11 protein-coding genes, 23 tRNA genes and 1 rRNA gene are annotated in these 12,822 nt (G+C 37.0%); 6 read left to right on the forward strand and 29 right to left on the reverse strand.

Annotation, left to right across the window (positions count from 1 at the left end):
* Positions 1-182: 182 nt before the first annotated feature.
* On the reverse strand, positions 183-1,256 hold the full coding sequence (locus tag C1724_RS21970) for a PQQ-dependent sugar dehydrogenase (protein WP_258000497.1): 1,074 nt from the start codon (positions 1,254-1,256) through the stop codon (positions 183-185).
* Between the two features lie 201 nt (positions 1,257-1,457).
* Here C1724_RS21970 and C1724_RS21975 point away from each other — a divergent pair, with 201 nt between their 5' ends.
* From C1724_RS21975 to C1724_RS26235, 3 genes are all read left to right on the forward strand, one after another.
* Positions 1,458-2,468 (forward strand): TIGR00341 family protein, encoded by a 1,011-nt coding sequence (locus C1724_RS21975; RefSeq protein ID WP_102348932.1) that lies wholly within the window; start codon positions 1,458-1,460, stop codon positions 2,466-2,468.
* Between the two features lie 592 nt (positions 2,469-3,060).
* Positions 3,061-3,570: a hypothetical protein gene (locus C1724_RS21985; RefSeq protein WP_102348934.1), complete on the forward strand. Its 510-nt coding sequence runs from the start codon at positions 3,061-3,063 to the stop codon at positions 3,568-3,570.
* Between the two features lie 108 nt (positions 3,571-3,678).
* Positions 3,679-3,813 (forward strand): hypothetical protein, encoded by a 135-nt coding sequence (locus C1724_RS26235; RefSeq protein ID WP_258000498.1) that lies wholly within the window; start codon positions 3,679-3,681, stop codon positions 3,811-3,813.
* A 61-nt stretch (positions 3,814-3,874) separates the two neighbouring features.
* Here the strand turns inward: C1724_RS26235 and C1724_RS21990 are convergent, their stop codons facing one another.
* The 3 genes from C1724_RS21990 to phaQ all read right to left on the reverse strand — a co-directional run bounded on the left by C1724_RS21990 (position 3,875) and on the right by phaQ (position 5,387).
* Positions 3,875-4,339 carry a MaoC family dehydratase gene (locus C1724_RS21990; RefSeq protein WP_102348935.1) on the reverse strand — a complete coding sequence of 155 codons (465 nt, stop codon included), beginning with the start codon at positions 4,337-4,339 and terminating at the stop codon, positions 3,875-3,877.
* 24 nt (positions 4,340-4,363) lie between these two features.
* Positions 4,364-4,903, reverse strand: coding sequence for a hypothetical protein (locus C1724_RS21995; RefSeq protein ID WP_102348936.1), 540 nt, complete (start codon positions 4,901-4,903; stop codon positions 4,364-4,366).
* A 64-nt stretch (positions 4,904-4,967) separates the two neighbouring features.
* Complete coding sequence (phaQ, locus tag C1724_RS22000) at positions 4,968-5,387, reverse strand: poly-beta-hydroxybutyrate-responsive repressor (protein ID WP_102348937.1); 420 nt, start codon at positions 5,385-5,387, stop codon at positions 4,968-4,970.
* A 225-nt stretch (positions 5,388-5,612) separates the two neighbouring features.
* Between phaQ and phaR the strand changes: the two genes are divergently transcribed.
* The 3 genes from phaR to phaC all read left to right on the forward strand — a co-directional run bounded on the left by phaR (position 5,613) and on the right by phaC (position 7,992).
* Entirely contained in the window at positions 5,613-6,068 is a 456-nt protein-coding gene (phaR, locus tag C1724_RS22005) for a polyhydroxyalkanoic acid synthase subunit PhaR (RefSeq protein WP_102348938.1), read from the forward strand.
* Between the two features lie 66 nt (positions 6,069-6,134).
* Positions 6,135-6,881, forward strand: a complete 747-nt coding sequence (locus tag C1724_RS22010; protein ID WP_102348939.1) for a 3-oxoacyl-ACP reductase — start codon at positions 6,135-6,137, stop codon at positions 6,879-6,881.
* Positions 6,882-6,909: 28 nt separating this feature from the next.
* Positions 6,910-7,992 carry a class III poly(R)-hydroxyalkanoic acid synthase subunit PhaC gene (gene phaC, locus C1724_RS22015; protein ID WP_102348940.1) on the forward strand — a complete coding sequence of 361 codons (1,083 nt, stop codon included), beginning with the start codon at positions 6,910-6,912 and terminating at the stop codon, positions 7,990-7,992.
* Between the two features lie 103 nt (positions 7,993-8,095).
* On the opposite strand, the gene C1724_RS22020 is transcribed toward phaC, so the two are convergent.
* From C1724_RS22020 to rrf, 25 genes are all read right to left on the reverse strand, one after another.
* Entirely contained in the window at positions 8,096-9,769 is a 1,674-nt protein-coding gene (locus tag C1724_RS22020) for a ribonuclease J (RefSeq protein WP_258000499.1), read from the reverse strand.
* 214 nt (positions 9,770-9,983) lie between these two features.
* Positions 9,984-10,057 (reverse strand) — tRNA-Arg (locus C1724_RS22025).
* A 14-nt stretch (positions 10,058-10,071) separates the two neighbouring features.
* Positions 10,072-10,162: transfer RNA gene (locus C1724_RS22030), tRNA-Ser, on the reverse strand.
* Between the two features lie 11 nt (positions 10,163-10,173).
* Positions 10,174-10,248, reverse strand: a tRNA-Asn gene (locus C1724_RS22035).
* A gap of 20 nt (positions 10,249-10,268) precedes the next feature.
* A tRNA-Ile gene (locus C1724_RS22040) sits at positions 10,269-10,345 on the reverse strand.
* Between the two features lie 11 nt (positions 10,346-10,356).
* Positions 10,357-10,430: transfer RNA gene (locus C1724_RS22045), tRNA-Gly, on the reverse strand.
* A gap of 20 nt (positions 10,431-10,450) precedes the next feature.
* Positions 10,451-10,524 (reverse strand) — tRNA-Cys (locus tag C1724_RS22050).
* A gap of 10 nt (positions 10,525-10,534) precedes the next feature.
* Positions 10,535-10,609 (reverse strand) — tRNA-Gln (locus C1724_RS22055).
* A gap of 22 nt (positions 10,610-10,631) precedes the next feature.
* Positions 10,632-10,707 (reverse strand) — tRNA-His (locus C1724_RS22060).
* A gap of 15 nt (positions 10,708-10,722) precedes the next feature.
* Positions 10,723-10,807 (reverse strand) — tRNA-Tyr (locus tag C1724_RS22065).
* Positions 10,808-10,822: 15 nt separating this feature from the next.
* Positions 10,823-10,895: transfer RNA gene (locus C1724_RS22070), tRNA-Phe, on the reverse strand.
* Positions 10,896-10,938: 43 nt separating this feature from the next.
* Positions 10,939-11,015, reverse strand: a tRNA-Asp gene (locus tag C1724_RS22075).
* A 3-nt stretch (positions 11,016-11,018) separates the two neighbouring features.
* Positions 11,019-11,092: transfer RNA gene (locus tag C1724_RS22080), tRNA-Met, on the reverse strand.
* 171 nt (positions 11,093-11,263) lie between these two features.
* Positions 11,264-11,353: transfer RNA gene (locus C1724_RS22085), tRNA-Ser, on the reverse strand.
* 15 nt (positions 11,354-11,368) lie between these two features.
* A tRNA-Ala gene (locus C1724_RS22090) sits at positions 11,369-11,444 on the reverse strand.
* A 12-nt stretch (positions 11,445-11,456) separates the two neighbouring features.
* A tRNA-Pro gene (locus tag C1724_RS22095) sits at positions 11,457-11,533 on the reverse strand.
* Between the two features lie 3 nt (positions 11,534-11,536).
* Positions 11,537-11,613: transfer RNA gene (locus C1724_RS22100), tRNA-Arg, on the reverse strand.
* A gap of 150 nt (positions 11,614-11,763) precedes the next feature.
* A tRNA-Leu gene (locus C1724_RS22105) sits at positions 11,764-11,852 on the reverse strand.
* An 8-nt stretch (positions 11,853-11,860) separates the two neighbouring features.
* Positions 11,861-11,935 (reverse strand) — tRNA-Gly (locus tag C1724_RS22110).
* A 17-nt stretch (positions 11,936-11,952) separates the two neighbouring features.
* Positions 11,953-12,033, reverse strand: a tRNA-Leu gene (locus tag C1724_RS22115).
* Between the two features lie 5 nt (positions 12,034-12,038).
* Positions 12,039-12,114, reverse strand: a tRNA-Lys gene (locus tag C1724_RS22120).
* A 181-nt stretch (positions 12,115-12,295) separates the two neighbouring features.
* Positions 12,296-12,371, reverse strand: a tRNA-Thr gene (locus C1724_RS22125).
* A gap of 5 nt (positions 12,372-12,376) precedes the next feature.
* A tRNA-Val gene (locus tag C1724_RS22130) sits at positions 12,377-12,452 on the reverse strand.
* A gap of 4 nt (positions 12,453-12,456) precedes the next feature.
* Positions 12,457-12,531, reverse strand: a tRNA-Glu gene (locus C1724_RS22135).
* A gap of 114 nt (positions 12,532-12,645) precedes the next feature.
* Positions 12,646-12,762 (reverse strand): 5S ribosomal RNA (gene rrf, locus C1724_RS22140).
* Positions 12,763-12,822 lie beyond the last annotated feature (60 nt).

Genomic DNA, 12,822 nt, shown 5'->3' on the forward strand with positions numbered 1-12,822 from the left:
AATCAACTTTAGCAGATTATAATTCACAAATAAATGTTATTTATTTCATTCTTCTAAATAATATATATTCTTAAAAAACTAAATCCGCAAAAGAACAAGTTAGTACTTTTACGGATCTAAATTTCACTCTTATTTCAAATAACCTATAATAATTAACCAAAATCAAGACAATCATAGTTGGTTTACTTTATTTGAAACTTAAATAATTGATCGTCATTTTCACGTGGGGTCCCTCTACCATCACGATTATTTGTAATAGTAAACAACGCATCCTTTTCAATTAGAACATCCCTAAGTCTTCCTGCATCTTGAAAAAACGTTTCTACTGTACCATTTGTTAAATTATAGCTGCGTATGCTTTCACCACGTAAAGTTGCAATATAAATTTTATTGTCTTTTATTTCAATCCCTGAAGGAGCCCATGTTACTTCACCTGTATGGAAGATGGGGGAAGTCATATTTGCAGCCTGTTGTTCCCCCTCAATTAACGGCCACCCATAATTACCTCCTTTTACAATGAGATTAATTTCATCATGGGCACTTTGGCCATGCTCTGTGCTATAAAAATTCCCTGCATCATCCCAAGCCAAACCCTGTGGATTTCGATGGCCATATGAATATACATATGAATTTTTAAAAGGATTGTCATTTGGGATTGTCCCATCTAACTCCATACGCAAAATTTTACCAGCTAAACTGTTTACATTTTGAGCATTTTCCGGTTGACCCGCATCTCCGACGGTTATATAAAGTTTACGATCGGGTCCAACTTTAACTCGACCTCCATTGTGAATGCTTCCGCCTGGAATTTTATCAAGTAAAACTCGTTGTTCATTCCATGTTTCTTCAGATAATTTTAATACAATTACGCGGTTAAAAGTCCTTCCCTCTTTTTCATATGTATGGTATGCGATTGCCTCTTTAGAAACTGGAAAATCAGGAGCTAGTATAAAACCTAGTAGCCCTCCTTCCCCTAAATGGAGAACTTCTCTTGACACAACAACGTTTTGAACTGTTTTTGTGCCAGTGCTACCATCTACTTTAATTACTGAACCGGAACGTTGGCTTAAATAAAAGATCTGGTCATGCTTGGTTATATTCCAAGGAATATTTAAATCCGTTGCCAATACCTCTACCGGTTGTGTATTTACTTCTATAGCATTTATTTCTTCATTGTACTTAGTTTGTTTAGAACCATTTGAAGTGCATGCTCCTATAAAAAAAACTAAAATGACTATCCACAATAAATTCTTCACTTCAATCCCTCCATATTCGCCAACAGTTTAACCATAATTGCTCCTGGATAAAAGTTCTTAAACATCCCTAAGCAATTCAACATTTTACTTCAATGTTTATTGAAGAGGAAACATTGACCATAATGAAATAATGTAAATTAAAACTTTCTTAACAAAATAGTTTGTTAAATAAATATTATCCTTGCAGGAGAATGAACCAAAATGTCCATCCAATTAATTGAGATTTATTCGTCTAAATTAGATCTAGAGGATTTACATAGAGCTCTTAGTCAATTTCCAATCATTTATGATTGGATTACTAATGAAAAGGAGGATCGCACCTTATTAAAGATTTTTGTAAAGGGGGAACATACAGAAGAAGTGCTCAATTATTTAGAAACGATATCCTCTAAACAACCTAATATTCATGTTTTTTTATACGAAGTTAAAACATATATACCTGATTTAAATGAATGGAAGATTACTTATAACAAGAAAAAAACTCAAGAAAATGACAAAACAAAAGAATTCGTGCGTGCAAGTAGGCATGAATTATACTCTATTGTTAAAACATCCTCAGAAACAAGTATAAGTTTTACATGGTTTATAATTTTATCTACCATTGTTGCTATTGTCGGGATTATTAAAAACAGCTCTGCTATTGTAATTGGTGCGATGGTGATTGCACCTTTAATCGGGCCCTTTATCGCCACGGCCTTTGCAAGTGTATTAGGTGATTATAGACTGCTTTATAAATCCTTGTTAACTTCGCTTTATGGACTATCAATCCCATTTTTTATAGCAGCGATTTTTGGACTCTTTTTCCCACTTCCTATTCATAGCACGGAGTTCTTATCAAGAACAAATATTATATTTGTTGACATTATTGCTGCACTGGCTTCCGGAGCTGCAGGAGCTATTTCTTTTGTTAAACAATTACATGGAACACTTGTAGGTGTAATGGTTTCAATTGCACTTTTACCACCAACCATCGTTTTTGGAATGATAGTTGGTGCTGCACAATGGAAAGAGACTGTTACTCCATTACTTCTATTACTAATAAATATAAACTCGATTATTTTTTCGGCGATCGCAGTATTTTGGTTAAGCGGAATACAGCCTATTAAATGGAAGGAAATAAAAGATGCAAATATTTCAAAAAAATATTCCTTATTATTTTCAAGTATAATAATCATTTTCCTCGCTATCGCTATATACTTGGTACAATTTTAGCTCTTAAATATTTTCTATCTTGTTTTACTTCCGTATTACTGTATATCAAAAACTTTATGTATAAAACAACAGGTTGCTTATCAAACTTATGGTAATACCAAAAATTAGCGAGTGATTATATGCAATTACTTTTATTTCTTAATTTAACCATTATTGTTTTAATAGCATTCTTTTCTACGCACAAAAATCTTAATATCCTTGAAAACATATTTCTCTTCTTGTTTATCGAGTTGATATTTAATAGCTATATCGCCGTGTTATATATTAATTTTAGCAATTGGGAAATAGGAGCCAGCAAAGATAGTACTATAATCTTTCGTTTGTGGGAGCTTGTACTCGTACCACTTTTATATGTATGGTACTTCAATTTTGTAGCTACCTTTAAAAGAAAATTTGTAAAATTGTACATCACACTGTTTTTTATAGGAAGTATATATATGCTTGAACTTTTATTAGCTAGATTAAAAGTAATCACATACAAAAATTGGCAACCCGAATTATCAATACTTTGTATTAGCCTAATCCTTCTGCTTACTTATTTTTTAAAACATCTTTTTCACAATCGTCTACGAAATGAGGGCATAGCAAGCTAATGCTTTTACCACAGAATTTTGACAAAAATGAATGGTTTATTATAATTGGCTTACTTGTATCATATACACTAATTTTACGAATGCCAAAAAAACTTCCTATTAGTATCACAATTCTTATTATGCTGTTTTCTGCTACTATTGCAAGAATGGCAGACCATCTATTAGCAGCACCGAACATTGACCTATATGATATTACAGATACAGGAAAATATGAATTATTCGACTTCCTAACATACATGTTGTACGGGCCATTTGCTTATCTTTTTGTTTATATATACGTCTTACTATCTATTAAAGGAATAGGCAATCTCCTCTATATAATAACTTGGTCTCTTTTAGCAACGCTATTCGAAGGTATTACAGCCTTATTTGATATTTTTAACTACAAGAATTGGGAGTTATCTTATTCTTTTACCGCATATTTAATGATCCAATCCTATACACTGCTTTTTTATAAATATATAAGTAAAAAATACACACTACTTCATGAATCTAAGAAAAATGTTTAATAAACCCTGTACTTTTAAAATTCATTAAATCCACACAATGGTTATAGAATTTGATGTATGGGGCAAACTAGTATGTATATATCTATAGGAAAGAAGTTGGAGAGTTACATGCAAATAGTAAAGAATTCAATGTACGAGATTGGTTTATTGTTGGAAAATTATCTAGAAAAGGAAATGACAGATTCTCTTGGGCACCGTGTATATGAAATTACACTATTGCTACATGAACATCGAGACGCTTAAAGGATAAATAGAATACAATTCTACGTTACGATATACTTAGCAATAAGAAAAAGGGCAGTTACTATAACTGCTCCTTTTTCATGATGACCGCTGTCCCCTCAATTACCATTTTATCGTTTTGATTATACGCATTTGTCTGTAGAGTTAGAATGCTTTTACCCTCATGCTTTTCGATTACTTCTCCCACTATTTTAATGGTATCTCCAATTCGAACAGGTGCCGTAAACTTACAGCTCTGTGATAAATAGATTACATTCCTTCCGGGAAAAACCGTACCAAGTAGGGTAGAAATAAAACCGGCGGTTAACATACCATGAGCGATTCTGCCCTTAAACATCGTTTTAGCTGCATAATCATCATCAATATGAATAGGATTTACATCCCCAGTTAGAGTAGCAAAATCAAGAATATCCTTTTCAGTTACTATTCTCTTAAATATTGCTTGCTCACCAATGGAAATATCTTCAAACGGCCGATTTAATACTTTTCTTGACTTTTCAAGTAATTCAGAGTGTTGGGATTGCAATCCTTCCACCTCCAATAATTGCTTTCATTTAGATTGAGCTTTCTTAGAAGTCTGTTTTGTTTGCCCCTCTACCATTTCTAACCATTTTTTTTGCGACTCCTTCACTTGTGCCATCATGTTTTCAATAAATACTTTTGATTCAGCTTGAACTTTAGACTGTTCAGCAAATGAATTTTTCGCTAATTCGCATATTCTATGTTGAGATTGTTCCATCATTGTTAACATTGCTTTACTTGGCGTAATAGAAAGTTGCTGTGTCTTATTAAAGATTTCTGTTATTTTCTCATTCCATTTACCAAAAAAACGTGCAGCATCTTCATTATATAAGACCTTATTTTCATTAAATGCATGTACATATTCATTTATTGAATTTTTCATTTCCTCTTCCGCTTTATTAAGATTAACGGTTACTGCAGCAAACATATCTTGTTGTTTTTTTAAATTTTCTAATGAAAGTTTTCCAAACTCTTGCCCTTGATCATAAGCCTTTTGAACTCCATTTTCCCAATTCTCCCAAACTATATTCATAAATTTAGTACTTTGTTCCATTGTACTTGTAAACATGTTCACTCCTCCTTAATAATTATAAAAACTAATTTTATATGTGGCTGCAGATTTCTCGGCAGTTTCACTTTTCTTCAGGCTCATCTTCCCCGCGCTTTTGGATCGGTGGCATAAACATGTTTGTATACATATTAAAAAAGCTATCAAGCATGGTTTGGTATTGTTCAAGTGAGTTAGCCCATAAATCTAAATACTGTTCGCCAGCATGTGTTAACGAATAGATGCGTTTTGCAGGACCACCACTAGATGTATCCCATTCAGATTTTACTAAATCATCCTTCTCAAGCTGTCTAAGCGCTCTGTAGACATTACCTTGGTCGATCGAAGAGAACCCAAATTGAGTAAGCTGTTGAATTAACTTATATCCGTGTAAGCTAAATCCTCCTCGCAAACTTAACAGTAAAAATGGAATCATAAAATTTTTGGGCGAACTTCCAATAGTTTTTTCAACATCTCTATTTTCTGATTTTTTTTTATCTGTCATATGAATCACCTAACTACATTTTTCTTATATGTGTAATTTACACCTATATGGAATTTTTGTCAATTAGTGGTAATAAAAACATTTCGACAAAAGTGATAAAATCGACACTTCATGCAAAACATGTAGAATTTTGTTAGAATTTTTAGAACAATTTAAATTGTTTTTAATGCAAATGATCTTTAAACTACAATTTGACAAGAAAAATATGGAAAGGAGATTCGAACATTGTCTAATCAAAAAACGTTTGACCCATTTTCAATGTGGCAGGACTATTACAAAAATGCAGAAAATTATTGGGGGAAGACAATTAACGAAAAAATTGGAACAGAAGAATTTTCCGAATGGTTGGGTAAAGTTTTAGAAGGTAATTTACTTTATAAGCAAATGAATGATAAGACTACCAAACACTATCTAGAACAAATGAATCTACCATCTCGCGAAGATTTATCTAACCTTTCATCACTAATTGTCAATCTCGATACAAAAGTTGATGATCTAGAAGAGCAATTAGAAGCAAATCTCGAAAATCAGCTTTCACCAGATGTTGTGAAAAAAGATCTTACAGCTTTAAAGAAAGAAGTTAAAGAGATTGGCAGTAAATTAGACGAAGTTCTGCAATTTATTAGAGAAAGCCAAAAAAATACTGCTTCAACAAAGAGTACTACTGAAAACAGCAATTAACCTTTCAATGCAAAGTAATATTAAAACAGAAGAAAAATAAAAATAATTCAGGGAGTGTGTGGGAATATGACTACTAATCTACAAGGTAAAGTTGCGATTATCACTGGGGGAGCTGTAGGTATCGGAGCAGCTATTACTAGAGAATTAGCTCAAAACGGGGTAAAGATTGTAATCAACTATAATAGCAGTAGCCAAGCTGCTGAAAAATTAGTTGCATCTATTCAAGAAAACGGTGGAACAGTAATTGCTGTCCAAGCGGATGTTTCAAAATCTACAGAAGCTACTAAACTTATAAATGCGGCTGTTGATACATATGGCCAGTTAGATATTTTAGTTAATAATGCAGGAATTACAAGAGATCGTTCATTTAAAAAGCTTTCAGAAGATGATTGGAGATCGGTGATTGATGTTAATTTAAATAGTTTATATAATACAACATCCGCAGCATTAGAACCAATTACTAAATCTGAAGCTGGTAGAATCATTAATATTGCATCTGTTATTGGCCAATCAGGTGCATTCGGGCAAACAAATTACTCTGCTGCAAAAGCTGGTATTATTGGTTTTACAAAATCTCTTGCTCTTGAATTAGCTAGAACAAGCGTAACTGTCAATGCAGTTTGTCCTGGGTTCATAGAAACAAGTATGGTTTTAGAAATCCCAGAGGAAATACGTGATCAAATTCGTGCAAAGGTTCCTCAAAAACGATTTGGCCACCCAGAAGAGATTGCAAAAGGTGTACTATTCCTATGTAAAGATGGAGCTTATATTACTGGTCAGCAATTAAATATCAACGGCGGATTATACATGTAATTACTCTAGTTAAAAGGTGGGAACAGGGATGATCATGGAAAAACAACTCGATGATCTTGTAGAGTTAATGCCAGAGGAGGCTAAGAAATCGTATCGTCGTTTCAAACGAACTATGCAAGTATTAACAACAGAACCAGAACCAGAAGTCGGATTAACTCCAAAAGAGGTGATCTGGACGAAAAATAAAGCAAAATTATACCGATACATTTCAGAAAAGCCTAAAAAATATAAAACACCCCTATTAATGGTGTATGCTTTAATAAACAAGCCTTATATTCTTGATATTACGAAAGGTTTTAGTCTTGTAGAATACCTTCTTGATCAAGGTTTTGATGTATATATGCTAGATTGGGGTACTCCAGGCTACGAGGATCGTCATATGAAGTTGGATGATTTTATCTTAGACTATATTCCTCGTGCTGTAAAAAAGGTTATTCGTACTTCTAGTGCAAATGATATATCAGTTTTAGGTTATTGTATGGGTGGAACAATGACTTCAATCTTTGCCTCCCTACATCCTGAACTGCCCATTAAAAACCTAGTGTTCATGACAAGCCCGTTTGACTTTGAAGATACTGGATTATACGGTAATTTCCTTGACGAGCGCTATTTTGATGTTGATAATGTCGTAGAAACACTTGGCAACGTGCCGCCTGAAATGATTGATTTTGGTAATAAAATGCTTGATCCGCTTTCGAACTTTTATGGTCCATATGTTACTTTATATGATCGTTCAGACAATCCAAAGTTTGTAGAGAGCTGGAAACTAATGCAAAAGTGGCTTAGTGATGGAATCCCATTTCCTGGTGAAGCATATCGCCAATGGATTCGCGAGTTTTATCAGCAGAATAAATTAATCAAAGATAAGCTTACAATCCGCGGACGACAAGTAGATTTGGGGGCAATTAAAGCTAATGTTCTTAACATTGCTGGTGAGCGTGATGTAATCGCCATGCCACATCAAGCAGAAGCGCTAATGGAGAAAATTTCAAGTACTGACAAGGAATATATTTGTGTACCAACAGGGCATGTCTCTGTTACCTTTGGCCCAAAAGCACTTCAAATCACATTTCCTAAAATTAGTGAATGGTTAGCTAAACGATCAAAATAAAAAAGTTAAGGGCCTTAAATGCTAGCATTCAAGGCCCTTAACTTTTTTATGAAGTATTTACTTTACATATTTGTAATAACGATAATTAATACCTATACTTCAATCATACTTCAATGATAATTGGTAGAATCATCGGTTTCCTTTTCGTTTGTTGATATAAATATTGTCCTACCGATTTTTTTATACTTAATTTAATGTCATTCCACTGATTTTTATTGGATTTTTGTACATCACTAACAGTCTTTTTTATAAGCTGATTTACATCACGAAGAAGTTCTTCGGAATTTCTAACATATACAAATCCACGAGTAATCGTGTCAGGCTCAGAAATAAGTTTCTTGTCTCTTCTACTCATTGTTAATACAATAACAAGCATACCATCCTCTGAGAGTTGTTTTCGATCCCGTAATACAATATCACCTACATCGCCTACACCAATTCCATCTACATAAGTATTTCCAACTGGTATACTTCGTGTTTGCCTAGCAACTCCATTTTCAATATCAACAACATCACCATTATTCATTATAAATGTATTACCCTTTTCTACCCCAACCGATTCAGCTAATATTCGATGCTGATGCAGCATTCTAAATTCACCATGTATCGGTACAAAATATTTGGGTTTCATTAAAGTAAGCATGAGCTTTAAGTCTTCCTGATAGCCATGTCCGGAAACATGCATACCAGATGCACTTCCAGATCCATAAATAACTTTTGCTCCAAGTGCAAATAAATTATCAACGATTCGTGTAATACTTCTTTCGTTACCAGGGATAGGACCAGCTGCAAAAATTACTGTATCGTCAGGTAATATTTCTACGCCACGATAATCACCAGTTGATAAACGTGCAAGAGCAGCTAACGGTTCTCCTTGACTTCCTGTACATAAGATGACGACCTTATCTGGCGGCAACTCATTAATTTCGTTTTGATCAATGATCATGCCTTCAGGTACATCTAAATAACCACGTTCGATTGCAACTGCAACAACATTTACCATACTTCTCCCGAGCAATACTATCTTTCTGTTTGTAAGCTGCGCAGCCACAACAATTTGTTGAACACGATTAATATTTGATGCAAATGTAGATATAACTATTTTTTGTTTAGCTTTCATGAAAGCCTCTATTATATGTTCTCCTACCATTTGTTCAGAAGGAGTACCACCAGGACGTTCGGCATTTGTACTTTCTGAAATTAGTAACAACACTCCATTACTACCAATATCCGCCATTTTATGGATTTCTGAATGTTCATTATTTACAGGAGTTAAATCAAACTTAAAATCACCAGTATGTACAACCGCGCCTTCCGGTGTATTGAAAACTATTCCGACACAATCGGGTATACTATGGTTTACTTTAAAAAATCTTATGTTGATATCATCAAAGTTTAGATTAGTGTTTGAGTCAATTTCATGCAGTTCAGTTTCCCTTAATAATTTATGCTCTTGTAGCTTTAATTCAATTAATCCGAGCGTAAAACTAGTTGCATAAACCGGTACATTTAATTTTTTTAAAAAGTATGCGATACCACCAATATGATCCTCATGGCCATGAGTTAGAATTAAGGCTTTAACTTTATCTCTATTTTCTTCTAAATAAGTAACATCAGGAATTATTAAATCAATCCCCAACAAGCTCTCATCGGGAAATTTATTACCGCAATCAACCACAATAATTTTATTATCATATTCAATAGCATACATATTTTTTCCGATCTCGTTTAAACCGCCCAATGCAAAAATCGATAATGCTTTACTTTTTAAGCTCAACTATAATACCTCCTACTATATAATTTTCTATATAGTATGGCCTAGTTAGCATTTCTTTATTAGAGACTTACTAGTATATTAAAACGGTTTACCAGTACAACAAGTAGATTTACTTTACTACCATTTCCTTATGACTACCCAACAGTTATGGAGACAGTTTATATATATGTATAAAAAAAGACTAGAAGCATGTTACTTCTAGTCTTTTGGTTAGCGTCCCAGGAGAGATTCGAACTCCCGACCGACGGCTTAGAAGGCCGTTGCTCTATCCAGCTGAGCTACTGGGACATACAATTTATATATGGCGGAGAAGGAGGGATTTGAACCCTCGCGCCGGTTACCCGACCTACACCCTTAGCAGGGGCGCCTCTTCAGCCACTTGAGTACTTCTCCAAAATTAAAAATGGCTCCGCAGGTAGGATTCGAACCTACGACCGTTCGGTTAACAGCCGAATGCTCTACCACTGAGCTACTGCGGAACAACTATGATTTAAGAGTATGGTGGGCCTAAATGGACTCGAACCATCGACCTCACGCTTATCAGGCGTGCGCTCTAACCAGCTGAGCTATAGGCCCATTAATAAATCTGGAGCGGGTGATGGGAATCGAACCCACGACAACAGCTTGGAAGGCTGTAGTTTTACCACTAAACTACACCCGCAAAAGGAGTTTTATATTAATTGGAGGCAGCAACCGGATTTGAACCGGTGATAAAGGTTTTGCAGACCTCTGCCTTACCACTTGGCTATGCTGCCATGTTAGAAATGGCTGGGCTAGCTGGATTCGAACCAGCGCATGACGGAGTCAAAGTCCGTTGCCTTACCGCTTGGCTATAGCCCACCAATAAAAAGAATAAAATATATGGGGCGACTGATGGGGATCGAACCCACGAATGCCGGAGCCACAATCCGGTGCGTTAACCACTTCGCCACAACCGCCATATTATTTATAAATGGTGGAGGGGGACAGATTCGAACTGCCGAACCCACAGGGAGCGGATTTACAGTCCGCCGCGTTTAGCCACTTCGCTACCCCTCCGTATAAAATTTAAAGTGGCTCGAGACAGAATCGAACTGCCGACACGAGGATTTTCAGTCCTCTGCTCTACCGACTGAGCTATCGAGCCAAAAAAATCTATATGAACAGTAGAAATTCTACTGATATAAAGATGGCGGTCCGGACGGGACTCGAACCCGCGACCTCCTGCGTGACAGGCAGGCATTCTAACCAGCTGAACTACCGGACCAAATTGCGGGGACAGGATTTGAACCTGTGACCTTCGGGTTATGAGCCCGACGAGCTACCAGACTGCTCCACCCCGCGATAATAATATTATAATAATTTTGTACTTGCTTAGGGATCTGTAGAAAAAATGACTGTCCCTTCCTCTTCTCGTATATTCAAAGATGTTAATGCGTCGGGACAACTCGTAGTTTATTCACGGATGTTTTGCTCGTTGCTCCACCCCGCGATAATACTATTTTTATTAAAGGGCGGAGGAAGAGGGATTCGACCCCCCGCGCGGTTTAACCCGCCTGTCGGTTTTCAAGACCGATCCCTTCAGCCGGACTTGGGTATTCCTCCGCATTAAAGTGATTATGGTGGAGCCTAGCGGGATCGAACCGCTGACCTCCTGCGTGCAAGGCAGGCGCTCTCCCAGCTGAGCTAAGGCCCCAAAGTAATTACATGGTCGGGAAGACAGGATTCGAACCTGCGACCCCTTGGTCCCAAACCAAGTGCTCTACCAAGCTGAGCTACTTCCCGAAATGGCGCGCCCGACAGGAGTCGAACCCATAACCTTCTGATCCGTAGTCAGACGCTCTATCCAATTGAGCTACGGGCGCATTCGTTTAATCTTCTATAAAAGTTTTGTATGTCAGATGTCCCTTCCTCTTCTAGCTTTTCATGGATGTTAGATCCGTCGGGACAACTCGTCGTATTTCATGGATGTTTTGCTCGTCGCTCTATCCAATTGAGCTACGGGCGCATTTAAATGGTGCCGAGGGCCGGACTTGAACCGGCACGGTAGTCACCTACCGCAGGATTTTAAGTCCTGTGTGTCTGCCAATTCCACCACCCCGGCAGGACTTTTGGAGCGGAAGACGGGATTCGAACCCGCGACCCCCACCTTGGCAAGGTGGTGTTCTACCACTGAACTACTTCCGCAATATTGTGTTTTAAAGTGCGGGTGGAGGGACTTGAACCCCCACGCCATAGGCGCTAGATCCTAAGTCTAGTGCGTCTGCCAATTCCGCCACACCCGCAAAAATGGTGAGCCATGAAGGACTCGAACCTTCGACCCTCTGATTAAAAGTCAGATGCTCTACCGACTGAGCTAATGGCTCGTATCAAAGTACGATTATTAATTTTATATTGTGCCAATGTTTCTACTGCATCTACGACACCTCAATCTCATATCGTTTATTCAATGATGTTGTTCGATTGAGGTTCTGAAGCTTATTCAAGGATGCTTACTCGGTTGTGCTCTACCGACTGAGCTAATGGCTCGTACATTTTTTAAGAAAGTGGTGCCGGCGAGAGGAATCGAACCCCCAACCTACTGATTACAAGTCAGTTGCTCTGCCAATTGAGCTACACCGGCAATTATGGTGGAGGATGACGGGATCGAACCGCCGACCCCCTGCTTGTAAGGCAGGTGCTCTCCCAGCTGAGCTAATCCTCCAATTTGGTGACCCGTACGGGATTCGAACCCGTGTTACCGCCGTGAAAGGGCGGTGTCTTAACCGCTTGACCAACGGGCCAAATTACATTGAGATTTCATTTCACTATTTATTGTTCATTTTATTCTCACAAGATTTATATTAACACACACTTTCGTGGAAGTCAATATTTTTTTAGAAAATCCATATGCATTTGCTTGGCAACGTCCTACTCTCACAGGGAGACAGCCCCCAACTACCATCGGCGCTGAAGAGCTTAACTTCCGTGTTCGGAATGGGAACGGGTGTGACCTCTTCGCTATCGTCACCAAACAATTTATTTAACCTGAGGTTGTTCCCTCAAAACTAGATAACAAGCATTCATAAACTGTA

Origin of the sequence: Bacillus sp. Marseille-P3661, assembly GCF_900240995.1 — a bacterium.
Lineage (GTDB): Bacteria > Bacillota > Bacilli > Bacillales > Bacillaceae_J > OESV01.

Bases quoted from the DNA above. Each gene is read 5' to 3' on its own strand.
- phaC (WP_102348940.1), top strand. From the start codon at position 6,910: ATGATCATGGAAAAACAACTCGATGATCTTGTAGAGTTAATGCCAGAG.
- C1724_RS21995 (WP_102348936.1), bottom strand. From the start codon at position 4,903: ATGTTTACAAGTACAATGGAACAAAGTACTAAATTTATGAATATAGTT.
- C1724_RS21975 (WP_102348932.1), top strand. From the start codon at position 1,458: ATGTCCATCCAATTAATTGAGATTTATTCGTCTAAATTAGATCTAGAG.
- C1724_RS22010 (WP_102348939.1), top strand. From the start codon at position 6,135: ATGACTACTAATCTACAAGGTAAAGTTGCGATTATCACTGGGGGAGCT.
- C1724_RS26235 (WP_258000498.1), top strand. From the start codon at position 3,679: ATGCAAATAGTAAAGAATTCAATGTACGAGATTGGTTTATTGTTGGAA.
- phaQ (WP_102348937.1), bottom strand. From the start codon at position 5,387: ATGACAGATAAAAAAAAATCAGAAAATAGAGATGTTGAAAAAACTATT.
- C1724_RS21985 (WP_102348934.1), top strand. From the start codon at position 3,061: ATGCTTTTACCACAGAATTTTGACAAAAATGAATGGTTTATTATAATT.